General features: G+C 57.6%; 26 protein-coding genes and 3 pseudogenes. 15 read left to right on the forward strand and 14 right to left on the reverse strand.

Annotation, left to right across the window (positions count from 1 at the left end; all coding sequences use genetic code 11):
• Nucleotides 1-86 precede the first annotated feature (86 nt).
• On the forward strand, nucleotides 87-557 hold the full coding sequence (tnpA, locus tag QD409_RS24950) for an IS66-like element accessory protein TnpA (RefSeq protein ID WP_004128939.1): 471 nt from the start codon (nucleotides 87-89) through the stop codon (nucleotides 555-557).
• A pseudogene (tnpB, locus tag QD409_RS24955) lies at nucleotides 554-673 on the forward strand (IS66 family insertion sequence element accessory protein TnpB); the annotation flags it as partial. The gene tnpA and the pseudogene tnpB (QD409_RS24955), both read left to right, overlap by 4 nt.
• Before the next feature lie 293 nt (nucleotides 674-966).
• On the opposite strand, the gene QD409_RS24960 reads toward tnpB (QD409_RS24955), so the two are convergent.
• Nucleotides 967-1092, reverse strand: coding sequence for a hypothetical protein (locus tag QD409_RS24960; RefSeq protein WP_276307848.1), 126 nt, complete (start codon nucleotides 1090-1092; stop codon nucleotides 967-969).
• 147 nt (nucleotides 1093-1239) lie between these two features.
• Here QD409_RS24960 and QD409_RS24965 point away from each other — a divergent pair, with 147 nt between their 5' ends.
• From QD409_RS24965 to QD409_RS24990, 6 genes and pseudogenes are all read left to right on the forward strand, one after another.
• Nucleotides 1240-1818: a site-specific integrase gene (locus tag QD409_RS24965; protein WP_240535524.1), complete on the forward strand. Its 579-nt coding sequence runs from the start codon at nucleotides 1240-1242 to the stop codon at nucleotides 1816-1818.
• On the forward strand, nucleotides 1815-2747 hold the full coding sequence (locus QD409_RS24970; RefSeq protein WP_004126144.1) for a tyrosine-type recombinase/integrase: 933 nt from the start codon (nucleotides 1815-1817) through the stop codon (nucleotides 2745-2747). The genes QD409_RS24965 and QD409_RS24970 overlap by 4 nt, the downstream gene beginning before the upstream one ends.
• Entirely contained in the window at nucleotides 2744-3751 is a 1008-nt protein-coding gene (locus QD409_RS24975) for a tyrosine-type recombinase/integrase (RefSeq protein WP_004126146.1), read from the forward strand. The genes QD409_RS24970 and QD409_RS24975 overlap by 4 nt, the downstream gene beginning before the upstream one ends.
• A 117-nt stretch (nucleotides 3752-3868) precedes the next feature.
• A pseudogene (gene tnpB, locus QD409_RS24980) lies at nucleotides 3869-4111 on the forward strand (IS66 family insertion sequence element accessory protein TnpB); the annotation flags it as partial.
• 48 nt (nucleotides 4112-4159) lie between these two features.
• A complete protein-coding gene (gene tnpC / locus QD409_RS24985; protein WP_004128951.1) occupies nucleotides 4160-5734 on the forward strand; it encodes an IS66 family transposase in 1575 nt (524 codons plus the stop codon).
• Nucleotides 5731-6294 carry a UPF0149 family protein gene (locus tag QD409_RS24990; protein ID WP_004128954.1) on the forward strand — a complete coding sequence of 188 codons (564 nt, stop codon included), beginning with the start codon at nucleotides 5731-5733 and terminating at the stop codon, nucleotides 6292-6294. The genes tnpC and QD409_RS24990 overlap by 4 nt, the downstream gene beginning before the upstream one ends.
• A 180-nt stretch (nucleotides 6295-6474) precedes the next feature.
• Here QD409_RS24990 and QD409_RS24995 read toward each other — a convergent pair whose 3' ends face one another.
• Nucleotides 6475-7620, reverse strand: coding sequence for an ISAs1 family transposase (locus QD409_RS24995; RefSeq protein ID WP_414091572.1), 1146 nt, complete (start codon nucleotides 7618-7620; stop codon nucleotides 6475-6477).
• Between the two features lie 519 nt (nucleotides 7621-8139).
• Between QD409_RS24995 and QD409_RS25000 the strand changes: the two genes are divergently transcribed.
• The 5 genes and pseudogenes from QD409_RS25000 (at nucleotide 8140) to arsK (ending at nucleotide 11244) form a co-directional block, all read left to right on the forward strand.
• Nucleotides 8140-8418 carry a hypothetical protein gene (locus QD409_RS25000; protein WP_004119911.1) on the forward strand — a complete coding sequence of 93 codons (279 nt, stop codon included), beginning with the start codon at nucleotides 8140-8142 and terminating at the stop codon, nucleotides 8416-8418.
• Between the two features lie 279 nt (nucleotides 8419-8697).
• Nucleotides 8698-9048, forward strand: coding sequence for a DUF3088 domain-containing protein (locus QD409_RS25005; RefSeq protein ID WP_004119910.1), 351 nt, complete (start codon nucleotides 8698-8700; stop codon nucleotides 9046-9048).
• A 91-nt stretch (nucleotides 9049-9139) separates the two neighbouring features.
• Nucleotides 9140-9355 carry a hypothetical protein gene (locus QD409_RS25010; protein WP_004119909.1) on the forward strand — a complete coding sequence of 72 codons (216 nt, stop codon included), beginning with the start codon at nucleotides 9140-9142 and terminating at the stop codon, nucleotides 9353-9355.
• Between the two features lie 450 nt (nucleotides 9356-9805).
• Nucleotides 9806-10012 (forward strand): annotated as a pseudogene (locus QD409_RS25015) (arsenical resistance protein ArsH); the annotation flags it as partial.
• A complete protein-coding gene (gene arsK / locus QD409_RS25020; RefSeq protein ID WP_004119907.1) occupies nucleotides 10009-11244 on the forward strand; it encodes an arsenite efflux MFS transporter ArsK in 1236 nt (411 codons plus the stop codon). The pseudogene QD409_RS25015 and the gene arsK, both read left to right, overlap by 4 nt.
• A gap of 255 nt (nucleotides 11245-11499) precedes the next feature.
• On the opposite strand, the gene qatD is transcribed toward arsK, so the two are convergent.
• The 4 genes from qatD to QD409_RS25040 all read right to left on the reverse strand — a co-directional run bounded on the left by qatD (nucleotide 11500) and on the right by QD409_RS25040 (nucleotide 16245).
• A complete protein-coding gene (gene qatD / locus QD409_RS25025) occupies nucleotides 11500-12240 on the reverse strand; it encodes a Qat anti-phage system TatD family nuclease QatD (protein ID WP_004119906.1) in 741 nt (246 codons plus the stop codon).
• The gene (qatC, locus tag QD409_RS25030) at nucleotides 12237-13472 is read right to left on the reverse strand and encodes a Qat anti-phage system QueC-like protein QatC (protein ID WP_240535453.1); all 1236 of its coding nucleotides are present in this window, start codon (nucleotides 13470-13472) and stop codon (nucleotides 12237-12239) included. The genes qatD and qatC overlap by 4 nt, the downstream gene beginning before the upstream one ends.
• Before the next feature lie 35 nt (nucleotides 13473-13507).
• A complete protein-coding gene (gene qatB, locus QD409_RS25035) occupies nucleotides 13508-14104 on the reverse strand; it encodes a Qat anti-phage system associated protein QatB (RefSeq protein ID WP_240535452.1) in 597 nt (198 codons plus the stop codon).
• Between the two features lie 290 nt (nucleotides 14105-14394).
• The gene (locus QD409_RS25040) at nucleotides 14395-16245 is read right to left on the reverse strand and encodes a KAP family P-loop NTPase fold protein (protein WP_004119903.1); all 1851 of its coding nucleotides are present in this window, start codon (nucleotides 16243-16245) and stop codon (nucleotides 14395-14397) included.
• Between the two features lie 152 nt (nucleotides 16246-16397).
• Here QD409_RS25040 and QD409_RS25045 point away from each other — a divergent pair, with 152 nt between their 5' ends.
• Both QD409_RS25045 and QD409_RS25050 read left to right on the forward strand, forming a co-directional pair.
• Complete coding sequence (locus QD409_RS25045) at nucleotides 16398-18029, forward strand: ATP-dependent nuclease (RefSeq protein ID WP_004119902.1); 1632 nt, start codon at nucleotides 16398-16400, stop codon at nucleotides 18027-18029.
• Nucleotides 17954-19165: a UvrD-helicase domain-containing protein gene (locus tag QD409_RS25050; protein ID WP_245305019.1), complete on the forward strand. Its 1212-nt coding sequence runs from the start codon at nucleotides 17954-17956 to the stop codon at nucleotides 19163-19165. Before QD409_RS25045 ends, QD409_RS25050 begins: the two co-directional genes overlap by 76 nt.
• An 85-nt stretch (nucleotides 19166-19250) precedes the next feature.
• On the opposite strand, the gene QD409_RS25055 is transcribed toward QD409_RS25050, so the two are convergent.
• The 8 genes from QD409_RS25055 to QD409_RS25090 all read right to left on the reverse strand — a co-directional run bounded on the left by QD409_RS25055 (nucleotide 19251) and on the right by QD409_RS25090 (nucleotide 25927).
• The gene (locus QD409_RS25055; RefSeq protein WP_004119898.1) at nucleotides 19251-20486 is read right to left on the reverse strand and encodes a type II toxin-antitoxin system HipA family toxin; all 1236 of its coding nucleotides are present in this window, start codon (nucleotides 20484-20486) and stop codon (nucleotides 19251-19253) included.
• Nucleotides 20479-21069 (reverse strand): helix-turn-helix domain-containing protein, encoded by a 591-nt coding sequence (locus QD409_RS25060; RefSeq protein WP_015341966.1) that lies wholly within the window; start codon nucleotides 21067-21069, stop codon nucleotides 20479-20481. Before QD409_RS25060 ends, QD409_RS25055 begins: the two co-directional genes overlap by 8 nt.
• Before the next feature lie 152 nt (nucleotides 21070-21221).
• A complete protein-coding gene (locus QD409_RS25065; protein ID WP_240535451.1) occupies nucleotides 21222-21680 on the reverse strand; it encodes a hypothetical protein in 459 nt (152 codons plus the stop codon).
• Nucleotides 21677-22297, reverse strand: a complete 621-nt coding sequence (locus tag QD409_RS25070; protein WP_004119892.1) for a hypothetical protein — start codon at nucleotides 22295-22297, stop codon at nucleotides 21677-21679. The genes QD409_RS25065 and QD409_RS25070 overlap by 4 nt, the downstream gene beginning before the upstream one ends.
• A 23-nt stretch (nucleotides 22298-22320) precedes the next feature.
• Entirely contained in the window at nucleotides 22321-23046 is a 726-nt protein-coding gene (locus QD409_RS25075) for a DUF5677 domain-containing protein (RefSeq protein WP_240535450.1), read from the reverse strand.
• A 258-nt stretch (nucleotides 23047-23304) separates the two neighbouring features.
• Complete coding sequence (locus tag QD409_RS25080; RefSeq protein ID WP_004119888.1) at nucleotides 23305-24294, reverse strand: hypothetical protein; 990 nt, start codon at nucleotides 24292-24294, stop codon at nucleotides 23305-23307.
• Between the two features lie 6 nt (nucleotides 24295-24300).
• Nucleotides 24301-24804 carry a hypothetical protein gene (locus QD409_RS25085; protein WP_004119886.1) on the reverse strand — a complete coding sequence of 168 codons (504 nt, stop codon included), beginning with the start codon at nucleotides 24802-24804 and terminating at the stop codon, nucleotides 24301-24303.
• A gap of 22 nt (nucleotides 24805-24826) precedes the next feature.
• Nucleotides 24827-25927, reverse strand: coding sequence for a helix-turn-helix domain-containing protein (locus QD409_RS25090; protein ID WP_004119883.1), 1101 nt, complete (start codon nucleotides 25925-25927; stop codon nucleotides 24827-24829).
• Nucleotides 25928-25933: the final 6 nt, after the last annotated feature.

Consider the following 25933-nt stretch of genomic DNA (forward strand, 5'->3'; position numbering starts at 1 on the left):
CATCCGTGAGCGCGACGAACAACCCACCTTTTCTTTTGTGAATGAGGCCGTGAGATAAGCTCCTTCATCGATAGGAGCGGAATGGAATGGTTGGAGATCGCGTTGATGCCATGCTTGAAGTCATGGATGAAGGCATGCATGAAGCCAGGCATGAGGGAAAGTATCGCCGGATCGAGGTGATCACCGGTCGGCGCCAGCGGCGGAATTGGACTGACGAGGAGAAGGCGCAGATCCTTGCGGAAAGCGCAGAACCTGACGTGAACATCTCGGCCGTTGCCCGGCGCTGGGGCGTCAATCGCGGCTTGCTGAATGTGTGGCGACGGGATGCCGGACTAACCTCTCAACGGTCGGCAAAGGCCAGTTTGCCGTCTGCCGTGTTCGTGCCGGTGACAGTGGTTGGGGATGGCGCACGACACGAAGGCTCGCCATCGAATGCCTCGGAGGTTCTTGCTGGCCGAATTGAGATCGAAATTGCGGGCGCACGCATGACGGTTATCGGCTCGGTGGCGCCCGAGTTGGCGCAGGCGATGGTGGCGGTGTTGCGAGGGCGCCGGTGATCGGACTTTCACCAAGCGGTGTGAAGATCATGGTTGCGACGCGACCTGTCGACTTCCGGCGCGGCATGAATGGCCTGGTGGCGTTGGTGGCGTCAGCCCTTGCGGCCGATCCATATTTATGCATCGGGTGAGATTTTGTGGCGGAGCCATTACGGCGCCAGCCGGGGACTGCCAAATCTAGAATTCTCCGCCACATAATATTTCATGCCTCTCTGACGGGCGCGGGATCCCCCTGCGCCGCAATACTGGAGGGGCAATATGCTCGACTTCTATTTTTCGTATCGTGGGGTACTCAAGCGTCTGCGTAGCGGTGCGCTCGGCGGCGAGATGGATCGCTTCGCGGAGCATTTTTTCACGCTCGGTTATAAGCGAGCGTCTGCCAAGATTTACCTGAGMCGGATTGCGCGCTTTAGCCAGTTTGCCGCGAGGCGTTCTTCTGGGCGGCCGCCGCTTTCTGGATTGGTTCCGCCATCACCATCTCGGCCAGGACCTCGAGCCGTTGACGGCTGAGCAGGTCCTTGCTGCTGTCGAGCATCGGCTGTCGCTATCGGCGACCTCCGGCAGCCGCACGGCAGCGACTGCTCACACTCGAACATTTCTTCGGTTTTTGTATTGGGCTGGCTACCATCGCCAAGATCTCGCCGGCGTTGTCCCAAGGACGCCCTCTTGGCGTTTGGCACATTTGCCGCCACGCCTTGCATGGGATGACGTTCGGCAGGCGATCGATGCGATCGGCGCAACGACGCCGGTCGACATCCGCGATCGAGCCGTCCTGCTGCTGCTCGCCACTACGGGCATTCGCAACGGCGAGTTACGCGCCATTCGGCTGAAGGATATCGACTGGCGTACTGGCGAGGTTTTTGTCCGGCGCACCAAGGGCAAGCGTGATCGGGTGGTGCCACTCCTAGAGGAGACCGGCGCCGCACTCGCCGATTACATCCTGCGCGCTCGACCGAAGGTGGATAGTCCGTATCTGTTCCTGTCCTTCACGCCGCCGCTGGGGCCGTTCAAGTGCGCGTCGCCTGTTTCGAGGATCGTGCGGAAGCGGTTGCGGCATGGCGGGGTCGAACTTGGGCGAGTCGCAGGTGCGCATCTCCTGCGCCACAGCCTTGCCACCCAGCTCGTCAGGCAGCAAAGGCCAATCAACGAGGTCGCCGATCTTCTTGGCCACCGGAGCATCAACACAACGGCGTTGTACGTGAAGGTTGCGGCCTCGCAACTCGCCGAGGTCGCACTCCCCTTTCCGGGAGGCGCCGCATGACCGCCTTTGCCCGATTCCTCGGCGAGAAGGTTGAGCGTTACATCGAACTGCGCCACTCGCTCGGCTATGCCTTCAGTAAGCAAGCTGGTACGTTGCGCGCTTTTGTCCGCTACGTTGAACGCACTCAAATCGACGCGCCCGCCACCCGGACGATGGCGCTGGACTTCGTCCTATCGTTCGGCGGGGCCGCCAACAGCCGCACCACTCGTCACGGCGTGCTCCGCAGATTCTACGAGTATCTCGCCGTCTATGACGCCCAAACCGAGAGCTTGGAGCGTAGGGTCTTTCCCAGATCCAGGGCAATTCCGCCGCCGCGGATCCTCAGCGAGTCAGAGTTGGCGTCGCTCATCGACGCATGTGCGCGCATTTCGCCAAGCATCCCTCTCAGGGGGCGGACGATGGCAACGCTAATCGGATTGTTGGCAAGCTCGGGACTGCGATCTGGCGAAGTGGTAAGGCTTGATCGTTCCGACGTCGATCTGACCAACGGGGTTCTTCTCGTTCGGAAGACGAAGTTCCGCAAGGACCGTCTCGTTCCAGTTCACACGACGACCCAGGCTGCCCTTCGCCACTACGCCAGTGAGCGTGACGCCGCTTTTCCCACGCCCAAGGACCAGGGCTTCTTCCTCAGCTCTCGTGGCAACCGCCTCTCAGCGACCGGCCTGCAAAACGGTTTTGCCGAGGTGCGTAAGCTCTCCGGCCTTGATGGCGGTAAGCCCTTAAGGCCGCACGATCTCAGGCACCGGTTCGCCGTGACCCGCCTCAGCTTCTGGCATCAACAGCGCGCAGACGTTCAGGCGTTGCTCCCGTTGCTCGCCACCTATCTCGGCCACGCCAGCTACAGCGATACCGCTTACTACCTCACTGGTTCGGCGGATCTTCTCGCCATTGCGGCGGACCGCGCTTTCCTCGATGGAGGTGCAGCATGAGCGAACATCTGCTCCTGGCGCCGCTCCTGGAATCCTACTTTCGCCGGCGCCTAACCAAGCAGCGCAACGCCACTCCCGCGACTGTCGCGAGCTATCGCGACGCCTTGCGCATGCTGATCCTCTTTGCCGCCGCCAGGTTGCGGAAGAGGCCGGCGGCGTTGGTGCTCGAAGATCTCGATCGAGACCTCGTTCTCGCATTTCTCGACGAACTCGAGGAGAAGCGGAACAACACCGTCGCCACGCGTAATGCCCGACTAGCTGCGATACGATCTTTCTTCCACCATGTGGCAGCCGCCGACCCGGCGTCCTTTGGTGTCGCGCAACGCGTGCTGACGATTCCCACAAAACGCGCGCACATTGAGGTGACGCACCATCTCACCGACGCAGAAGTGGACACCGTCATTGCGGCGCCCGATCAGAGGACGCCCCGTGGTCGGCGCGACCGCGCGTTTCTGCTGTTCCTGGCGCGGACCGGCGCGCGGGTCTCCGAAGCCATCGGTGTCAATGCTGACGACCTTCAGTTGGGACGCCCGCACTCGCAGGTGCTATTGCACGGTAAGGGGCGCAGAGATCGCGTCATCCCCGTTCCTCAGGATCTGGCGAGAGCGCTGGCGGCCTTGTTGCGCGAGCGCGGAATCACCAACCACGAACCACGACCGATCTTTATCGGTGCCCACAATGAGCGCCTGACGCGCTTCGGGGCGACCCACATCGTACGACGAGCGGCGGCCAAGGCAGTGGCCACAAGGCCGGATTTGGCCGAAAAGCCCATATCGCCACACATCTTCCGGCACTCCCTTGCCATGAAGCTTCTCCAGTCCGGCGTGGATCTTTTGACGATTCAAGCCTGGCTCGGGCACGCACAGGTCGCCACCACCCACCGCTATGCCGCCGCGGATGTCGAGATGATGCGTAACGGACTCGAAAAGGCGGGCATCAAGGGCGATTACGGGACGCGCTTCCGGCCCACCGATGCCGTTCTGCAACTGCTGAACAGCATCTAAGCTAAAACATTATGTGGCGGAAGATGCCAGATTTGGCAGTCCCCGGCTGGCGCCATGACGGCTCCGCCACAAAATCTCACCCGATGCATAAAAAGGGTTATGTGGCGCGCCACATAACCCTATTGCGGCGACGTGTTCGTGTTCCGCGCCAAGCGTCTTGATCGGCTTCGTTGCATTTACTGGGACGGATCAGGCATGATTTTAGCGACGAAGTGGTTGGAGGCAGGCAAGTTCGTTTGGCCACCGATCCGCGATGGCGCCATGCAGATGACGCGCGAAGAGTTCTCACTTTTGGTTGCCGGTATTGACTGGACAAGGGTGAAGCAGAACCCAGTGAAGCGGCCCTTGAAAGTTGGTTGATCCTATTGGTTTTGCTTGAAGATTCAGGCTCATGTGGTAGGGTCCGTCATGCCGCTTCGACCCGATCCCTTGCCCCAGGACACTGCGCAATTGACCCGGATCATTCTCTCGCTCAACGAAGAGAATGCCGACCTTAAGGCGCGCGTGGTCTTCCTTGAGCGCCAGCTCTTCGGGACGAAATCGGAGAAGATGACAGTGCTCGATCCGACGCAGGCAATGCTCGATCTTGGCGATCTAAGCGACATTCCCGTTGCTGCCAATGACGATGTCGTGCCGGTCATTGAAGACAAAATGCAGGCACGGCGATCGCCAGCGCGCAATATCGGCCGCTTGCCCAAGCACCTTCCGCGGTATGACGAGGTCATCGAACCAGAGAGCAAGACTTGCCCCTGCTGTTCGTTCGAACTTCATTGCATCGGCACTGATGTCAGCGAGGCGCTCGACATCGTGCCTGCGGTTGTCCGGGTGAAACGGACGATCCGGCCACGCTATGCATGCCGGGCCTGCGAAAGTGTTGTTGTGCAGGCGTCCGCACCGGCACGCGTGATGGACGGTGGCATGGTGACCACGGCGTTTGCCGCGCATGTCGCTGTTTCGAAGTTTGCCTGGCATCTCCCGCTCAACAGACAGGCGCAAATGCTGGCCTCCTGCGGCGTCATCATTGATCGCGGTACGCTCGGGGCATGGGTCACGCGTGTCGCCTGGTGGCTTGAGCTCCTCTACGATGCGCTGACCGCCTTCATCCGCTCGCAGCCGAGGGTGTTCTGTGACGAGACGCCGCTTCCGCGCCTCGATCCAGGACGCAAGCGAACCAAGGTCTGCCAGTTATGGGCGCAAGCGGTTGACGACCGCCCCTGGAATGGTCCGGCGCCGCCGGCGGTTGCTTATATCTTTGCCGAAAGCCGCAGTGCGCGCGAGATCGAGGGGCAATTGTCGTCGTTTGCCGGCGTGCTTCAGGTTGATGGATACCAAGCCTATAAAACCATGGTCAAACGACGCGGCAAGAGCAACGTTGCCCCCATGCGGCTGGCCTTCTGCCTCGCCCATGCACGGCGAAAGTTCGTTGATGTCGTCAAACTGACCGGCTCTTCGGAGGCCTTGTCGATCCTTGCCAGGATTGCAGAAATCTATCGCATCGAAGCAAAACTACGAGGGGAAGATGAAGATACCCGGCTTAGCGGCAGGCGTCGTGAGGCGGCTCCCATCATGAGGGAGCTGAAGGTCCATCTCACCGAACTGAGCGACGAGGTGTCGTCGAAATCAGCACTTGGCAAGGCAGTCACTTACATGCTCAACCACTGGGGCGGCCTGACAGCCTTCCTCGATGATGGCCGGATCGAGGTGGACTCCAACGTAGTCGAGCGTTCAATGAAATCCGTGGCTCTGACGAGAAAGAACTCATTATTCGTGGGCAACGAGCGGGGTGGCCAGACCTTCGCGGTCCTGGCATCGCTCGTGAACACGGCAAAGCTTAACGGCGTGGACCCCGACGCCTGGCTTGCCGATGTGCTGGAACGCATCATCTCCGGCAAAGTCAAAGCCAACGAGATGGAGAGCCTTTTGCCTTGGGCCTGGAACGCCGAGCGCGAAGCGATGACACAGCAGGAGCGACAAGCGGCATGACACAGAACAGCCAGGAGATGACGCCGCGACCGAAGCTCGATGACGACGCATTCGAAGCCTTTATCAGGAGACGTCGTCCGCCATCGCCTATCTGGTCAATGAGCAGTCTCGATGGCTATCTTACGGCCCTCATCATCGGCCCGAAGTTCATCGACCCACGCCAATGGATCCCGGAACTGACCGGCCCGGATGCCCTGAACCTGCCAATGGAAACAACCGAACATCGGGCCGTGCAGACGATCGTGGCGGAGTATAATCGGATATCTGCAAGCCTTTCCGAGAGACCGAAAGACCACCGGCCCAGGTTCACCAGGATCGATGATCAGACCCTTGATCCATTCGATTGGGACATCTGCTTTCTCCTCGGAACAGGATACGCGCCGAGGCTTTGGCAGCCTGTCCTTCGAGGTCATGCCGTCACTGGGGATATCATCGCGCCGATCCGCAAGCTCGGCGAGACAAAACGGAAAGCGACCCACCAGGATGCTGCTGCCGTCGCCGAAGCACTCGTCAATATCCGAACCTATTTTATGCCGAAGCGGGCAAAGCAGAAGTTCTAAAAGAAAGTGCTATTGCGATCCCGTCAACGCCGAAAGCAGTGGGCTGTTCGTCGCGCTCACTGTCATCCTGAATGTACGATGGTGTCAGAACCCAGCGAGTGTCTCTTGCCCATGTCATATTTCGACATTGATGTTTATAGAGCCACCAGCGACGCCACGGCGCTGAATCCGGGTTAACAGTCATGCTCGGATGATTTCGGCCATGTATTGTGGGTTTCTGCCTGCTTTGTTTCGTCTGAGTTTGATACTGCGCTTGTCGTTATGGCTTCGAACCATGTTGATGGCGAAGTGTCGGACGACGGCCATGTTGGCTGGTCCATGCCCGGTTCGAGATCGGGCGGCATCCTCGTTGAAGGTGACGTCGAGTACCCAATGGAGGGAGTTCTCGATGGCCCAATGGCCACGTATGGCCTCGGCGAACTGGAGCGCGGTCATCGACCGYGAGGAGATATAGAAGCGGACCTGGCTGCTTTGCCTGGACTTTTCATAGACTTGTGCTTGCACCTTGACGATGGTGGCGATGGACGGGAAGCGGTATTCGCCGGGAAAGCGCCTGTCGCCGGAGAGCCAGTCGATTTGAGTGGAGACGGTGACCCGCCGCTCTTCGACCCGGCCATGGCCCTTGTCGACTTCGGTCACGGTTGAGGTGAGGTTTGCCGGAGCGTCGGCAAAGAAGCGCTCGATCTCACCCATCAGGCCGGGCTGATTGGCCTTGGCCGCCAGGAGGTAATCAGCGCCTGCATCGAGCACCGCCTRGGCGGTTTTGGCATTGCAGGCAATGGCGTCGATGGTCACGAGCGCGCCTTTCAGGCGATCYTTTTCGGCCAACCGTTCCAGCAGCAAGGGGATGGTGTCCTGCTCACAGCTTGTCGTTGCCACTGCCTCTTGTCCAAGAACCAGCCGTTCACGGGTGGCGAAAGCCGAGACGAGATGCAGCGCCGCCCGGCCGTTGGCCCGGTCATGACTGCCGCGCGAGGTCTTTCCGTCAATCGCCACCAGCGCCGGAGCATCGGGTCGAAGCGTCGCCGCCCAGGATATGAAGCAGTTCGAAAACAGGTCCGGATCGATCCGGTTGAGCAGAATGCGCAGCCAGCGCGAACCCGGTATGCCATGGTGATAGGGAAGAAACCGACGTAAAAACGCCAGGTTATCCTCTCCCCATTCGACGAYCTCGTCAAAATCGTCGCATGCGCCGATCGTCCCGCAAACGACCAGAAGAAGCACCTCGGGTAACGGATGGGCGACCCGCCATTGCTCCCGCTCATCCTCAACGAGACTAAAATGGTCCAGCAAAACCCGCAGCCGCGGGCGATCGTCTTCAAACATGTCGGCCTCCAAATCACCGACACTCTTGAATCACACCCAAACCGTTCAGGGAAGAAACGTTAACCCGAGTTCAGAGCCGTGCCTCGAAACCGCTTCCCTTGACGTCGGATCAATCGTGTTGAAGCAAGGGCTGGAGCAAGCCTGGTCCCAGGAGGCGGTTTCAGGTGCATGGGGCAGTACTATTCACAGGATGTGCGATCGGGCCATAGCATCCGCACTCGAGGGCGTCAGCGGAAGCGTCAGCTACATAGTCGACAACACGCGCTTTCTACCTCGGTCCATCATAGCCAGCACGCCTAAATACATTACGGACCGCCACCTGTGGGAACACCAACCCGTCAGGGGTTCCGTGGAGCTGCAGCAAGGCTGCGGCGGAATAGAGCCTGGTCCGAAGGACGTGCCTGTGAAATCACGTGGCACCGATGGGAAAACAAATGAAGAACGATTTACGCCGTGCTATGCCTATTCACGGCACCTCGTTTCATAGGTGATGCAGGGATAGACAAGCAGGATGCTGTGATGCTGAAAACCGATACCCGCCAAGCGAATTGGCGCCGTGCCAATCCAGGCAAATACGATGCTCACCTTGCTGTGCAGCGAGCGGTGAAGGCAGGCGAGCTAGAAAAGCAAATATGCGAGGTTTGCGGGATCGAAGCGGTCGATGCCCATCATGATCAATACGATGAGCCTTTAAGGGTGCGGTGGTTATGCCGACGGCATCACACCCGGCTTCACCACTACGGCGAAGATATGTTTCCGATCAGGGACTTGATCACTGGCAGCGACTGCAGAAACTGACACGCAGTCCAATAACTGTCCGTACGGGGCAAAATGACCTGGTCATAAATTATCTTGGCAGGCTTTCGAACAGAGGAGATATTTCGGACAGCCTATTCGGCCTAAATTGACCCATACCGCACCTTTGCCTAATCTTTCAATTTCGTTGCGGAGGTGTGGCGAACTGGAAAAAGCCTGTCCGACAAACGGACGTTTTGCGGGCCGTGCAAGAGGCTGCCGCGCACTTGAAGATTGGCAAGCCCGCGCTCTACAATGCACTGAAATCGGAAAGGAAATGAAATGGCGAACCGCGACCGACTGTTCTTGCTGCGCCCGGGCTTTGACGATTCTGCCTATCCAGGTCAGCAGTTTTATTGCTGGCACTGCGCCCTTCTGGAGGGGGTGCTGGCCTCGTTCCCGGATTTGGCGATGAAGCTTAATGTCGAGCGCATAGAATGGCCGAGACCCAGACAAAGCGTCATCGCCCTTGTTGGAGAGCAAAACCAGTCCTTGCCCTTGCTGGTACTAGCGGAGGGAGACAGCTCGCCTCATCAAACAGGGGTTTATGAGGGGCGCATCTTCATCGCAGAGAAAGACAAGATCCTTGCCGCGCTATCGGATCGGCACTGCTTTCCGCTCCCACATCCATAACCAGTGAAAAGCGGTTCTTCACTCGTTCTCAAAAGCCGGACAGAATCACCACTTCGGTGTCGTGACGCCTAAAGGGAGAGGACATGAACGGATGAGACTGGTACGCCTGACCTTGAATGCCGCAGTCTTGGTGCTCGGCCTTGGCGCAATCTTCTTTATGATCGGCGCCACACTTGAATTTCTGAGGATCGATGTGGGCATGGCCGACGTGTTCCGTAGCACCATCTATTCATCGATTTGCACGATCCTGTTGGCATTCGCCGCCGTCTGCCTGGACAAAGCCAACCAAGCATTGTTGCGGAAATAGATGCTCTGAGGCGTGGGTGGGGCCATGGCCCCTGCTCGCGATGAGGTCTCGGAAGATAGCCAATCGGTTAAAGAGGAACCTGCTGGCAAATCACTTAGACCTGAGCCCGAGGCTGGCATACGCAGCCCCCTCCATCCATACCAATGGTCTTGCAGCGACGGTAAATGACTTGCAAATCGCGCATAATTAGGTTGATCAGGGGTTGTAGGAAAGCACTACCGGTGTGGCGGATATCCAAGTTCAACTGTGCGCATATCCTTGGTGGCAAGGCGGCCATCACTTGACGCGGAGAAAGATAATCGCGACATTTCAGAGATGACTATATTCAACCTCCTCGCTGTGAGAGTTCAGATCCGGACCGGCACCTTTGGTGCCAGTACGCGCTGCATCTGTCCTTCGCCTTGTCAGCAAGGCGGTCGACGCCGGTTGGGGCGAGCGGGAGGTTGCCGCAGCACTCGAAAGGCTTTCCAGGAATTCGATGCCAAGGGCCGGATGAAGCCATCCTCCTATTATGACCGTGTCGTCGATGTCTGCGAGGAGCTGGCAAAGTTCACCTGGCTGACGCGTGATGCGTCCGGCTACCTGACAGACCGCTACAGCGAGCGGAAAGAGGAGGCCGAAAAACTCGAACAGCGCGTGAGCCTCAAATCCATATGACGATGATCAGCACCGAACGACCGCCCGTCGCGGCTATCCTTGCCCTCGGTCTCACGCAGATCATCGGGTACGGATCGCTCTATTACAGCTTCAGCATCCTCGCACCGGGCATAGCGCGGGATCTGAAATGGTCGTCGAAATGGATTTTTGGCGCGTTGTCGGCCGGTCTCCTGATCGGCGGCTTGGCGGCCCCAGCCATGGGCAAGTGGATCGACCGCTTTGGTGCCGGTCGCGTCATGACAGCCGGCTCGGCGATTGCCGCCGCCGCCCTTGTGGCTTGTGCGTTTGCCTCTGGCAAGATTGCCTTCGTCGCCGCCCTGATCGCGCTTGAGACGGCTTCCAATCTCGTGCAGTACGGTGCGGCCTTCGCGCTTCTCGTTCAGATCAGACCAAAGGTCGCCCAGCGCAGCATTACCTACCTGACGCTGATCGCCGGCTTCGCCTCGACGATCTTCTGGCCGATCACGACGGCGCTCAACGCGCATATGTCGTGGCAGAATGTCTATCTGGTCTTCGCTGCGCTCAATGTCGCTGTCTGCCTGCCGATCCATGCGTGGCTGTCGTCCAGCGTCACCAGAAGCCGCAAGCGTGCATCGGCCGAGCCTGCAAAGCATGTCGAGCCAAGTCTCTCTCCGTCGATCCGCTCGCCAGCCTTCATGCTAATGGTAACAGGCTTTGCGCTGGAGAGCTTTGTCAATGCCGCGCTCCTCGTCCACATGGTCCCGGTTCTGTCGGGACTTGGGCTCGGAGCGATGGCGCTCATGGTAGGCACGCTGTTCGGCCCGTCGCAGGTGCTGAGCCGGTTCATCAACATGGTCTTCGGAGGCGGCCTACCGCAGCTGGTGCTGGCGCTGATCTCCGCCGTGCTGTTGCCGGCCGCGCTGGTCATCCTGATTGTCACCGCCCCCTCCGTGCCAGGCGCACTGGTGTTCGCCGTGGTCTTTGGCCTCGGCTCGGGCTTGAGCAGCATCGTGCAGGGAACCTTGCCGTTGGCGCTCTTCGGCAGTGAGGGTTACGGCCAACGACAGGGACAGGTATTGGCCATCCGTCTGGTGGTCTCGTCGACGGCGCCCTTTATCCTGGCATTCCTGATGACGAACGTCGGGGTGTTCTGGTCACTAACGGTTGCCGCCACTGTCGGCGCGATTGCCGTATTTGCGTTCGTCGCAATCAGCCGGCTGGCGCACCTGCCTGACCCTTCGCATCTCGCTCTTAACCGTGCCGAGACCTGATCTTTTCAACAGCCTTTGCGAAGGATCGAAGACAGTCCGCTCAACAGATCTCGAGATGTCCTCGACGGTGCCGCAAGGATCGCCATATCGCCAACCTCGCACGCCTTGAACCAATTCGAACTACCGACCGGAACGAAATTTTGCAAGGTACTGAAAACACATTCATTTCGCGATAAATCGAATGGCCCATGGTTTTGACGCAACGCATATTTTAGGAGGATGCTCTCGACAAGCGATCGCGCCCCTTATGCGCGGTTAGCTTTCGGCTCGACCATAGCCCAATTGTCGTAAGTTCTCCGCCACCCGCCCTTCGACCGAAAGCGCATCTTCCGACCACAGTTCTGCGATCGCGTTCAATACGCGGTCGAGCTCCCATGGTAGAACAGACCTGCCCTCGATTTGTGTGAATGGTCCGTCAGATTCGGTTAACAGGCGATCACGGGGGATCATTTTGACGATATCCCGGCCCTTCTGACCATGGATCATCCCTGGTCCCACGCTGAACCAACAGCCCATGGAGACGGCGCGATCCAGCTCTCGCTTTGTCCCCGAAAACCAATGAAGGATTGGTGTTCCTGCGCCTTTGTGCGCTTCGAGTGCGTCCATTACTTGCGTGGCCGCCCGCCGACTATGAATAGTCATTACACGACCGCCCGCCTGGTCGCATAGATCTAAAATGCGATGAAACACCCGCTTTTGGGTTTCCCAGTGGGGTCGCAACTCGGGTGAGCCGTCTAACCCGATCTCCCCTACGTATGTGGCTGATGGCAGGAGTTTTTCAAATAAGGGAAGTTCGCCATGGCGTTCATGTGCAATCTGTGGGTGCAGCCCGAGCGCCGTTCTGATCCGCTTTGCCTTATGTGAAAGAGCAAGCGTACCTTCCCAAGCCGAGGGCGTGTTAGTGACAGAGAGAACATAGATATTCCGGCTCACGCAGGACTGCGTGACCGCAACAGGATCCGGGTACAGATCAAGATGGCAATGGAAGTCAATCACTTAACACCATATAGTCGATGCAGCTCACCGAGTTCGTTTAACCCTCGATCTAGCATGCCGCGGACACCGTTACGATCACCAATATCCGGAGGCGACAAGGTGTGGCCAAGCCACCGATCGAGGCCGTCAGCTTTCACCGAAGCCAACGCTATGGCAACGGAACGAACATCATCGAACGACGCGTGGTCTTCATCATCCTTTCCCAAGGGCTCGTAGACGTAATCCGTCGTATCGCGCTTCGCGTCCCATGCGACGAATGCTGCCCGTCTCACTTGACAGGGAACGCAGCGACCGCAGTGCCGGTAATTGAACCGCTGAAAGCGCCCACAGCTGGTCGAATGCGCGGCCTCGGTCTGAAGGAAAATCTGGTCCTTGCATTCGATAAGCATCTCGCCCTTCGTTTTTTGGGCGTAGGGATTTTCGATCTTCACGTTGAGGCTTGCGGCATCGAGGATCTTCTGGAATCGCGTTAGGAAGACAGGGTGCGCCGTGCGCGTGCTCAGGCTTCCAAGCCGGGAACCGGTGAGCGGCGGATTGATCGCAATGAACCCATTTTCGCAAACGTAGAGCGGGGCGGTGTTGCCTTTTGCGTATTTCTCCAGCGATGTAGCTACGACCACGCCAAAGGTCAAAAAGATCAGAGAGCGCGCTCGCTGTGACGTTTCCTGCACGGTGGGGGAAGTCGCAACGTGATTGAGCTGCAGGTGCTTCGTCAGACCAATTTCCTGTGCGAAATCCCGTTGCTTCAGACCGTCCCCTCGAACGTTCTGGCTGACTGCCACCGGCTTCAATCCATCACGAGTCAGATCGATTGCGCCAACGAGACTGTCCAATCCGCCGGACAACAACACGACGCAGTCTTCTTTCAGCACCGAAATCTTCTTCGGCGGAGCGGGTAAAACGCCGCCGTCATGAAACCGAAGCTTCCAGCGGTCCGTTGTCAGGAACGCGAGCGCCTGCCGAAATTCGTTGGCCATCGTATTCCAGAAAGCTCGGTCGGAAACGGCGACATCGAGTTCAATCTCTCTAGTCCAGCCATCGGCGCTGTCATCCCGCAGTACCGAAAAGTCGGCGGTGATGATTGAAAGTGCGATCGAAAGCAGATCCCATGCCCGTCGATGGGGGTTCAGCCCCTTTCGCCGAAGCTCTGCCTTGACGGCTTCACCCGCACTTGCCTCCGAGGGGATGCGTGGCTGACCATACAGGACAACACGCAGATCGCCTTCTTCCAATGGAAGCTCGAACGATCCAGGTCCACAAACGAGCCTCATTCTGCGTATCCCTCGAAAACCTGAAAGGTATCCCGTAGTGCATCTCTAACCACCGCGGCGATACGGTTCGAGTTTACGCTCTTGCCCGCCGCTCTGAGTTTGCGAAAGGAAGCAGCTACGGTCTGCTTGATGTAGTCACGCACCTGTTTCAGGCGACTGAGAGCCACTGTGGCGGTGGGCGCTTTCTCGATGATTGTTTTTCCGACATCGAGTTCGAACCGACGAGCAACATCCATTGCGGTGAAACGCTCGATGGCGAATTCACGCTGTTCCGGTGTCAGGGCAGCCAAATCGGCATCAGGGTACTTCACCAAGAGATCCGAAAGCGAGTCCTTGATGGCGGTTCGTTCAGCCTCGGCGTCCTGAGTGCCGTCGACCGGCCGAACCGCTTCGACGACAGCATCCATCACCTCGTTCGCGGTGCGGCCCGCAAGAAGCGCCGGATCCAGTGCACTGCCTGCGGGCTGTTGCCCCATAGTTTCGAGGATGCCGCCGAGTGCACTGGCTGTGGAAGCGGTCCCACCAAATCTGCTGGTGGTCGTCCTCGATCCGCCGTAGCCGTTACGCACGTAGTTTCCCAAGCTGCGGCGCATATCACTTAAGTTTCCGGCCTTCGCAAATTCGCCAAGGCTTCGGCGGGTACCAGCGAACCGGTGACCGGGCGCGAGAGGGGCCGCTGGTGGCGGCACGTTAGGCGCAACGGGTTTGTTGGGAGCGGCATCTACCGGCTCCTGCTCCGGCGGATTTAGATCTGGAGCGGGGTCTGGCGGCGCGTCCGGTGGTTGATCACCGGAAGGCGGATCTTCCGCCGGTGGCGCGGGGGTCCACGCGGGCACCATGTGGACGCCTCCCTTGGGTCCGTTACTTGATTGAGATGTCCCCATTATTGTTCGGCCTTCTCAATCGCTCTTTTGACCACCAGCGGCACGCCCGTGCGCTTCCATTTCTCGAAAACGCCGTCCGCCCAAGGTTGGTCTCCGATTTTCGGAACGATCCCCGGAGTAATCTGCGCCGGTGGACGATCGTTCAGAAATGCCGCCAATCGTAGTCCTTGCTGAGGATCGGCTTTCGCAACCGCGAGGCAGGCTTCCAGGATAGCTGGAACTCCCCATTCTTGTTCTTGATGAGCACGGTCCAGGAGACGATCCATAATGATCGAGGTTTCTACGCGCGACACGCGTGCCAATTTGTCGACCAGGGCCGCAGCCATTTCAGGGTGGGTGAGCATTGCGGTCAATATTTCGGCCGCTTCGGTCGTTAAACGGTCACCGGGCGTTATGAGCGGCGCGTGCTCGCGGCTCACATACAAAGCGCCCAACAACTTCGCATCGTGTAGCGGCGGAGGCAAAGCCAGCCATTCCCTCGAGAAAGGAGCATCCCAGGGCGCGGCAAGGTTTAGGTCTTTTCCCTCTGTGGCCGCTTCTTCCCAATCCTTCAGGAATCTGGGTTTGCCGTCATCGTCTTGGCTAACGGCCTTCAATAGTTCGGCGTAAGCCAACGGGCTACCGAGACGTTCGAACAGGAGAAGCTTGGCGAGGACCGCCTCATCCACGCCGACGCCCTGAGCATTGGAGATCGCCATGCGGATAGAAAGTGCATTCAGGAAACGCTTGATCAGTCGGGGATTACCGACGATGCCCGAGGCAGTCGTCATGATAGGCGCAAGCCTTTCAGCCGTATCAAAACGTCCGATAAGATCTGCCGGTATGTTCTCGTGCAGTCCCGTTACATATGCCTTGTCGACGCGCGCGCCCTGCCACGTCTTTCGCAACTGATCGATTATCCCAACCCGCAGTTTTTCCTTTACGTCGTCCTTCAAGTCGCTGTTTTCGATGTAGAGCAACATCATGTACGCGCGGACTTCCTGCGTTCCCAAGGGAGGAACGCGGATAGGCACCTGGATCAATTTGTCGAAGTAGCTCGTTACAAGTAGATCGTCGGGAACGCCTTCGAAATGCTTGCGGACGGCGTGTTTGATCATGTCGTTGTCGGCCGCGATGACGAATGCCGTATTTTTCAGAAACAGGAACAGCCGTATGGCCTCAAGGGTCGAGATCGTCGTCTCGGGGAGGCAACGGTCAAGGTCGTCGATCAACACGACAAGAGTTACCCCAAGCTCCTCAAGGGTCTCCTCGAAATTATCCCTGAGGGCTTGGATTTCCTTAGGTGGTGAGGTTTCCTCTGCCGGATTGAGAAGCCCGGAGGCAGCACTTGCCACCTCACCCGCTTTCGATTTGGCGTCTTCGATTAGTTTTTGGTCGACGGAACCACCTAGAAACCGCTGCCCCAGCCCCCACACTTCGCCGATGAGCCCAGTTGGAGGAAGTCCCATCGACACCGCTATCGCCGAACCGGCAGCGAGCTTCATTGCACGCAGCCAGTTCACGCGCTTGATGAGCGCCTTGGCCTTGTCTACTCCTCTTTCGCGCGCTCTTGCTTCCTGCTCTAGCTTCGTCGCGATGACGTCCATCAATGCGGCGCGAGCGTCGTCATAACCTTGGTAAAGCCAAGCATTGAATTCGACGAAGACGAAGTCCTTCTCGCCTTCTTTCCTCTCTCGGTTAGCGAGGGATGCTTGGGTCAGTTTTATCATGGAGGATTTTCCAATGCCCCATGATCCCGAGACACCGATTGAAATTGGGCGCCCCCGCGCCTGGACGATGATTTCCGCTACGGTGTCGGCCACTCCCGAAAAATTAAGGAAGTCTTTTTCAGTCTCATTATCTGCCCACATTCAAGGCCTCCCCCGTCGCACCTGTCGATAGTAAAACCATCGCACCGAGACGTCGCACCGATGATTCGCGTCACCCTACATTTGCAACGTATTGTTCGCGCCGAAGCTGTGTCAATTTGGAAATTCTTGCCTCGCTGGAAATAGGGAAGTCGATGTACATCGAGAAGGTCAAGATAAAGAACTTCAAGTGTTTCGAAGGCTGGTTCGCAGCCGATTTCAATCGGGGCGTCAACATCATCGTCGGCAACAACGAAGCCGGAAAATCCACGCTGCTCGAAGCTATCCATCTATGCCTGACGGGTATGCTGAACGGGAAATACCTGCGCAACGAATTATCTCCCTATCTTTTTAACCGGAAGGTCGAGCGGGCGTATCTGGACAGCATCGCCGCGAAACAACCTCTCGATCCGCCGGAGATCCAGATCGAGCTGTTTTTCGGCGGTGATAGCGACGCGTTGGAAGACCTGCGCGGAAACGGGAATTCCGAGAAAAACGACAAGGCTCGCGGCCTTCTCTTCTCGATCGAGTTCGACAAGAAATATGACGGTGCCTATACCGAGTTGCTGAAGAACAGGGAGATCAACTCGATACCCTTGGAATTCTATCAGGTGCAATGGTCGGAATTCTCCCGCCAACCGGCGATGCCTCGCACCATTCCCATTAAATCGGCCCTCATCGATTCAACAAGCACGCGTGTGCAGAGCGGTTCGGATATGTACATCTCCCGCATCGTCAGAGAGTTTTTGGACGACAAGGAACGTGTTGCGATATCCCAAGCCCACCGCAAGCTGAAAGACGCCTTCAAGGCCGACGGCAATGTCGGCGCCATTAATGAAAGATTGGCGGAAGCGGCGAAGATCAGCCGAAAAAAGGTCAGCATCTCGGTCGATATGTCGTCTCATAATGCCTGGGAAAACAGCCTCATGACTTATATCGAGGATGTGCCCTTCCACTATATCGGCAAGGGCGAGCAGTGCATCGTCAAAACGCGACTCGCGCTGAGCAGCAAAAAGAACAGCGAAGCGACCGTATTGCTGATCGAGGAACCGGAAAACCACCTCTCGCACTCGAAGCTCAACCAGCTCATCAGCGATATCAGCACCGACAATAGCGGCAAGCAGGTCATCATCACCACGCATAGCAGCTTCGTCGCGAACAAACTAGGACTGGACCACCTGATCCTGTTACGGGAAGCGAAGGTCACACGGATCGAGGATCTGGACGCGAGCGACTTCTTCCATAAGCTGCCTGGCTATGACACGCTGCGTCTCGTGTTGTCGCAGAAGTCGATCCTTGTAGAGGGCGATGCGGACGAGCTGGTCGTCCAACGGGCCTACATGGATACCAACGGGGGAAAATTGCCGATCGACGACGAGATCGATGTCATCTCGGTCGGGCTTTCGTTCCTGCGTTTTCTCGAACTGGCGACGGCGCTGAAAATCCCCGTCGTGGTCGCAACCGACAACGACGGGGATACTGCTGCGCTTGAAAAGAAGTACGCCAAATACAAGGACGTCGATCATATCACAATCTGCTATGATCCTGTGGTGGATAAGGGCGACCTGGTCCTCGGCGGCAAGCCTTTCAACTATAACACCCTTGAGCCGAAACTGGTCAAATCCAATAGCGTCGAGACCTTCAACACGCTGTTCGGTACCAAGCATGATCTCGATAACCTTCATCGTTATATGAAGAACAACAAGACCGAATGCGCGCTGGCGATTTTCTCGGCGAAGACGAAAATCAGTTATCCGAAATATATTCTGGATGCGATCGCCAAATGATGGGGCCGAATAAGCTCGTCATTGCTGCGGCAGGCTCGGGGAAGACCACCTACCTCGTCAGGCAGGCGCTTGCCGTTGAACAAAAACGGGTCCTCATCACCACCTACACGGAATCGAACGAAAAAGAGATCCGGCGCAAATTTTTCGAAATCAATGGCTCGGTTCCGGGCAACGTGCATATCCAGACCTGGTTCAGTCTGCTGATCGAGCACGGCATCAAGCCCTTTCAAGGCAAGCTGTTCGATTGGGATGTCGCTGGCATGCTTCTAGTTTCGCAGAGATCCGGTTTGCGCGGGCGCGACCGGCAAGGCCGTCCCATGTATTGGGGTGAGGAAGATTTCAGACGCTGCTACTTCGACCGTCGAAATCGCGTCTATTCAGACAAATTGTCGAGGCTGATGATACGGTGCAACGAGGCATCGGACGGCGCTGTCATCGAGCGGCTTTCCCGTATCTATCACTTTATTTTCGTAGATGAGGTGCAGGATCTGGCAGGCCACGACCTCGACATTTTGGCGGCGCTCTTCCAAAGCCCCGTCAACGTCGTCATGGTGGGTGATCCCCGTCAGGTCACCTATGTGACCCATCTGGAGGCTCGCCTTAAGAAGTACAGGGATGGCGGCATTGCCGACTTCATTCGGGCGGAACTTCCCCGAAAGGTTACCTGCGATATTGATGTGACCAGCCTCATGACATCGCACCGAAATAGCACCGCTATCTGTGAACTATCGTCGAAGCTCTATCCAAAGTTGGCGGCTGCGACTGCATGTAAATGCGTCGACTGCAGGCAGCCGGTCCCTGGTGATGCGGGTCTCCACATCGTCCGACGTAACGATCTGCCACGCTATCTCAAGACCGGACGACCGGTACAGCTGCGATGGAGTTCCGCCGTTAAGGTCGCATCTGTAGAACTGCCGTCGCTTACATTCGGACGATCCAAGGGACTCGGTTTTGACCGCGTCATTATCTATCCGACGAATGAAATGATGGACTGGCTGAAGAGCGCCCAATCGGCGTTGAAAGCCGAAACCCGTGCAAAACTCTATGTTGCCCTAACCCGCGCAAGGCATACGGTAGCGGTGGTCCATGACCTTGCCGATGGTGAAGTCGTTCCAGGATTCACATTGTTCCAGTAGCGAAAATCTCCGGAAAATGCACCCTATATAGATCTATGATTTCATCCTTGGCGGTGGGGCATCATCTTCCGATGATGACCTTTTTCTAGGTAGCTTCGTTGAATTCCCGATACAGCTCGATTGTGGGCAGATGTGCATCGATAGTCTCGCGCACCTTCGCGGCCATCGGCAGGTTGTTTTTCTCGTTTTTCCACACATCCATAAACCGTCCGACCGTCTCGCGTGCTGTGTCGAGGACCAGCTTTTCGGACAGCGCCGACTTGGCGGCCAGATGTGCAAGCTCGTCCTTCGATAGCTCCGCCATTCTTTTCGTGCGTGAAAAGTTAAGCGCGGCCGTATCCTCTCCCTCGATATAGGGGATTGTCGATAGCAGGTCGTAAGCCGGCGAGAGCGCAGGGGTACGGCGATCGGGGTAGATCAGCGACCAGTTCTTCAGATGCATGTCGCCATTGCCGATCAGTGTGCTGAAGACCAACCGGCGGATGAACTCCGCCACGTCGGCCGTGCTCGTCTCGATGCCGAGGACGCGGGCGATCATCCGGTAATTGCCCTTGCTGTACTTGTCATCCGGCTTCACGCCAAACACCTGCGCAAAATCCTCGATATGCACCGGACCCTCCGGCGTACGGTCGAAACGCCTAATGGCGAGCGCCTGCCCGTGCAGTTCTCCTACCCCCTGTGGCAGGCCGCTCACCGCATCCAGCTCGACCAGCTGGATCTCCGGCACGTCCATGCCCATCATCGCGGCGATGGTCATCATGGAGAATTCGTTCTCCGGCACGCCGCTATACTGCTGGGAGGGCAGCTTCACGATCCATGATCCACCGGTACCCTCGGCCGGAATAGTCAGGCCGCCTCCCTTCGTGGTGTTCTTGAAGGCCGAGAATTTCAGCTGCACACCGGCCAACGAAAAGCGCAATGCATTCGGTCGCGCTTCGACAGAAGCCTGCTCGTCATCGGGCGGCAGGTCATCACCCACGGTGGGATGGACCGTCACTGCACCGGGCAGATCACGACCGAGCATCCAGAGCAGGAAGAATTCCCGCGTCTGTTTTACGCCAGCACGCTCGGCGAGGTATTTTCGCAGCGGCCCTTCCGGCAACAGGTTCGAGAAGAAGGGTGGGACCACCATGTTATATGGGCGGAACTTCGTAATCAGGGCGCCGAACGGGTCCTTGAAGGACAAGCTGAGTGTCGGCCGCTTTTCGTTTTCGATATAGTCCTCGTTGAATGCGAAGATGGTGCGCCCGTCCTGCAGGTTCGTCAGGGTCGCGACCGGTTCTCCGTTTAGCCTGACATCGAGTACCGTGACCTTAGGCATCATCGTCCTCCTCATCCAGCGCGTAGGCCGAGCGCGGGATTGCGTCATCCCGGTCGCGATGCACCGCGGCGTTGCGCAGTTGCCTTATCTCGCGAACGATCGCACCCATTTCCTGACGTGACATCTTGTCGGTCTGAGAATTTTCAAGGCGGTTGGCTGCCCGCCTGAGGATGTCCAGCTCGTCGGGAGTCAGTGGCAGATGGCGTAGGAGGCCCAGGCTATCCTTGAACGCGTCCGCGTCGGCACTCGTCCCGACCCCATACCCGTACTGCGCAGACGATCGCTCGAGACGCGCGACCAGTTTGCGTTGGTCAGATGTGAGGACGTCATTCGACGCCGAACTACTTTCGAGGATGTTGCGGATCGCCGGCATCAGCTTCTTCGGCGCAAGGACGATCTCGAGGTCGAGCGCGCGCGCCACATCCACCAAGCTGCCGAGCCCAGGCTCCATTGTACCCCGCTCGATCTGGGAAATATGGCTCTGCGTCAGGCCCGAACGAGCGCTCAGCTCACGCTGGCTTACTTTCTGTCCTTCCCGGGCAGCGCGTAACTGCTGTGTTATATGCTCTGTTTTATATGCCACGATCATTATCCTGTATCGCATGATGGGAGATATACAGGATAATATATAGACAATTCCGTAAGGCAGCGCAACTCTGATATACAGATCTGTATCACTGAACAATTTTATATATAATCATATGTCAATCAGCCATGATGACTCATCATACCGGCCTAGCTTCTGTAGCCGCCCATGAGGGCGCGCAACATATCGGCCTGTGCAGACCCTGCCGGCATCGTATCCACTGTGAAAGGGACATTGATATAGGCCTGCCCGTCAGGTTGCGGCTGCGCATGCACGCCGAATTCCTCAAAAAGCCGGTAACCGACCGCCCCGACATCGATCAGCGCATCATAGCTCGGCCACTCACCACGCGTATCCCATAGGCCGCGCAGCTGCTCCACCAGCCGGCCGATCGCCCTGACCAAAGCCTGATCCTCGGTCGGCAATTCTGGCGCCACCTCGCAGAGGTTGTCGGATTCGTTCATCCCGTCCAGATGGCCGAACAGGTAGGATGCGATCCGCAAGGGCTCAAGAATGACAATACCGACTTCCTGAAAGACCCGCACCACATTGCCATGCAGGCGATAGGACCGGATGGCATCGTGCGCCCTGCCGCGGCAATCCTTCAACCGAACGGCCAAATTGTCGCGGAAACGGGCTTCCTCGTTGACCGCGAACCCCGCCGACAAACGGCAGACCGCATATTCACCCCGGCAGGCTTCGGCGAAGTGCTGCTCGTGATCGCTGATGAAATGCCCGGTCGGCGGACGAAAATGGATGCCGGGAATTGGTCCTCGCGAAAGGCGATTTCTTCGACATGTGCGCATTCATGGGCGATGATGGCAATGGCCGTGCGGAAATCCTCTTCATCGCGATCGGCCCCCTCGAGCACAATCGGGCATACCGGACCCGCGGACAAAACGATATGTGTCTTCACGGCGTCGCCACGCATGACCACGACACTCTTTCCGACGCCGGCCAGGCCCTCGTCATTGGTGCGGCTCAACGGCGCCAGCCCTTCGACGCCCCGATCGAGGTCGCGCAGCGCCTCGTCGTAATCGACCGCTACGGTCACACCGTCGAGCGCGCTGATATCGATATATTCCCCGACCTCGCGCAGAATGTGGAACATCTGCTGCCCGAGGCATTCGGCGCCGTACTGGTTGGTGATGCCCTGTACCGTCACCTGAATCTGCGGAAGCGTGGAGGCAGGCACCTCTTGTCGCGGCGTGTCGCTCGTATCCATATTAGCCCCTCTCTCCCCTCACCTCATGCGGTTTCACCCAGCTGCGCCTGCCCGCCGGCGGCAAGCACCTTATAGCGGGCATGCAGGTTATAGAATGCTTCGTCGCCCACCATGGTGAGTATCATGCGCACAAGGCTGAAGACGCACAGCAAAACGGAGAGGCCGAGTATGTTCAGCGTCTCCTGCAGCTCGTCTTCCTCCAGCAGAGGATCGAGGCTGAACAATGCGGTCCCGTCCGGCAGGAACGAACGATGCCGTAATAGCGAGCTGTAGGTGACATGTGCCGTGTCGGCCGAGATCTCACGATACATGTGCGCCATGCGCGGGAACTGGCTGTCCTTGCTCAGGTCACTCGGCTTGAGCTGCGCGCCCTTCTTGTCATTCAGGAATTCCTGCAGCAGCTTATGCGAGCCGGCATCAAGGTCCGTCTGCATGTCCTTTAACGCCTTGGCTCTCGACCATTTACTCGTGGCTTCGTCATCCTTGAGCGCCTGCAAATAGTCAGGCTTGCGGCACGCTGCATCCATATGGATCGCGCATTCGACGACCTTGCGGCAGGTACTGCGCACATCGAGCACCTTGTCATGCTCAGCGAGCAACAATGCCGTGTCGAACAATGTCAGGGCACGGGCGAACAGCGCGAATTTCACGAACAGCAGTTCGGGCTCTTCGCCTTCCGGCGCATCGAAGCTGTCCACGTCCGCGAGCTTCGCCGAGCCATGCGGAAATCCCTCATCCATTGCAGCCATGCTTCATTTATCTGGGGCTGATCATCATTCATGCGATTCTTCCTGGTTGCCACCGGTACATGTGGAGTCAAATAGCTATCCGGAGGATAATCCCACCGCCAAATGGTTCGGCGGAATGCGATGCGACTATGCGATAATCAGGAAGTCGGCAGCCGTCAGCGCCAAACCTTTGTCGAGAGAGGCGAACTGGACCGCAGCAGCCTTTTCCGTACCGTCAGCCTGGTACTGGAGAGCACCCGTGTCTTTATATGGCCGTTCCTACATCGTGGCGAACGTGAACGGAATGCGGAAGCCGCAATTGCCGTGCTCATCCCATTGGAAGAAGAAGCCACCCTCGCCCAGCACATCGATGATGATCTCGCCGATCGGTGCGAATTCGCTTCGATCTTCCCATTGCCCGTACCTGGCCCACAGTTCTCTTAGCGCGGTGCGCAGCCTTTCGAAAAACGGCGCGAACCAATGCCCTCCCAGCGCCCTGCGAACCGCAGGCACATCGTCTATCGTCAAGCCGTGACCGTCCATATGGCCGAGCAGATAACTGCCGCTCGTCATCAGGTTCTGGTAATACCGCAGGACCTCGGAGAGTATTCGGTCATGGTCGTGATCGGTGCGATAGCGTCGGATACATTCGTTTGCCCGGTTCATCGTCTCCTCGAGATGGGTGATGAATGCATTGGTGTAATCCTGCAGAGGATCTCGGCCGAACGGGGCTGCGATGCGGCAAGCCGCATACTCATCCCAGCAGGCGTTTTCGGCCTGCCCTTCGCAGGCATCTGCGGCATCATCGTAGATTTTTTTCAGCAGCGTATCGGGGAACGCCTTGTCAGTCGTCATGGCGAGTTCGACATGTGCGCATTCATGAGCGAGCAGATGCAGGGAATGGGCATAGTGCTCATCTTTCTCGTCCGGCAGTGAATAGATATAGGCAGCGTTCAGTACCAAATGCGATTTGAGAATACCGTCACGGATGACGCTCGGCGCCATCGCAACGCCTTCGACCAGCTCGGAGCTGGGCGTTAGGCGGTGGTCCGTCTCATATCCTCTATCGAGTGCGAGAAGCGCTTCCTTGTAATCGACGGCGATGGTGATGCCGTCCAGCCGCTCGAGATTGATGTAACGGCTCAACTCCCGCACATAATCGCCGACGCAATAGGCGAGCTTCTCGCCTGCTTTTTCTTCCATGCCTTGGACTGAAATACCAATGCTGGGCACGGTGATCGGTCGCTCTTCCTCGGTGGTCTCCGTCATGCTTCCTCACTCTGACTGCAAATGCGTCTTGGCCCAGACCAGCGCGCTCAACGCCCCTGCCCTTGCCTCTTCCACGGATGCGAATTCCTTGTTGCCGCTGCGGGTCGCACCGTTCTTGCGGTTCGTCACCACCACGCCAAAGCCTGCATTTTTAGGGAATACCGTCAGATTATACCCTTCGGTGTTGATGTAATCATTGCCCTTGGCCGAACGTTTCCATGAGCGCTCGGCCCATGTCCTACGGCGTTTGGCGAGGCTCCTTAATCCCCTCTCCCGTTCTTTCGGACGGACATAGTCCTCTTCCATATGTTCGGCACAGACGCAGTCAACGGCCAATGCTTCCGTGGTCTGGCCGTGCTCCATATAATGGACGTAGCGGATGGTGACGCTTTCGCACATTTCGCAAAGCTGGGAAGGCTCACCCAAATCCTCGATCCCGACACATGACCATCCCTTTTTGGGCACCCCAGCTTCGGACCATTTGCCATGACTCGTGTGATCCCTGGTCATCGCGTCCACTCAATCTTGACGTCTATTTCACGATACTGAGCTTTGAGCGTCGGACTTCACCACCCTCATTGTCGGTACCGTGCTGGGGCAGAATACAAAATAAAAGTCGTTCGACCTCAGTCATTGGAAGCGATAGCTCATCGGCAACGTCCACGAGACTTTTCCGCTCCGCCCAAAGCTGGGATAAAACCTTCCCCCATAGCACAGACGTTTCCCTGGGGATGCCATCAGGCTCGCTCGTGCGATAACCGCGTTTCCCAAGCTCGATACATATGGAACGGTATTGCCATTCGGAGAGCATGGGTCTGGTAAGATGTGCCAGTCGGTATGCCAGCGCCATTGCCGAGACGCGCCACCTTTTCTTCGCCCGTAAAATGAGATCAGCCGTTATAAGACGGGGCATTCTGACCCTGACGTCTTCCTCCGGCATTAGAAAGGCGGAAGCGAAGCGGTTTGCCTCCACCTCGGCCGTGCGTGTATCTTCGTCCGCGCCTGAGGTTTGGCCATGCCTGTGCAGGACCAAATGGCCCAGTTCGTGAGCCGCATCAAAAATACTACGCTCCGCCGATTTGAACGAATTCAGAAACACATACGCTTTGTCATTTTGCCAGAACGAGAATGCATCGACATTTGCGGTGGTTTCTTCTAGCCCCAGGACGCGGATGCCTTTGGCCTCCATCAGTTTCATCATGTTTGCGATGGGTTGGTAACTGAGGCCCCAGTGCTGGCGGAGAGCATCGGCGGCAGCTTCAGGTGTCAATTCCGGGTCGAAATGCGGCAAATCCAACGCCGGTAGATTGTATCGATTTTCAAGCCACTCATAGACTTCGACCCCGTTATCGCCGGCCGAAAGGGCAGCGTTTCGTTCTTTCGCGGTCATGCTCGACAGGCTGCGAAAGCTGACGATTTCTGCTGAAAGGAGTGCGGGGTCCTCCTTGAAGAAAAACTGCACGGGATAACCGAGAACCTCTGCGAGCTTCTCAAGTGTTCCAGAATCCGCCTGGTTCTGACCGGTTTCAAGCCGCGTGATTGTGACCGGCGATACGCCGGCCTTTTCTGCGAGTTCCTTCGCTGTCAGCTTCTGCCTTTTCCTGGCGAGGCTGAGTCTCTTTCCATTGAACATGATTGT

It is taken from the genome of Rhizobium sp. BR 315 (assembly GCF_050577975.1).
GTDB classification, from domain to species: domain Bacteria; phylum Pseudomonadota; class Alphaproteobacteria; order Rhizobiales; family Rhizobiaceae; genus Rhizobium; species Rhizobium miluonense.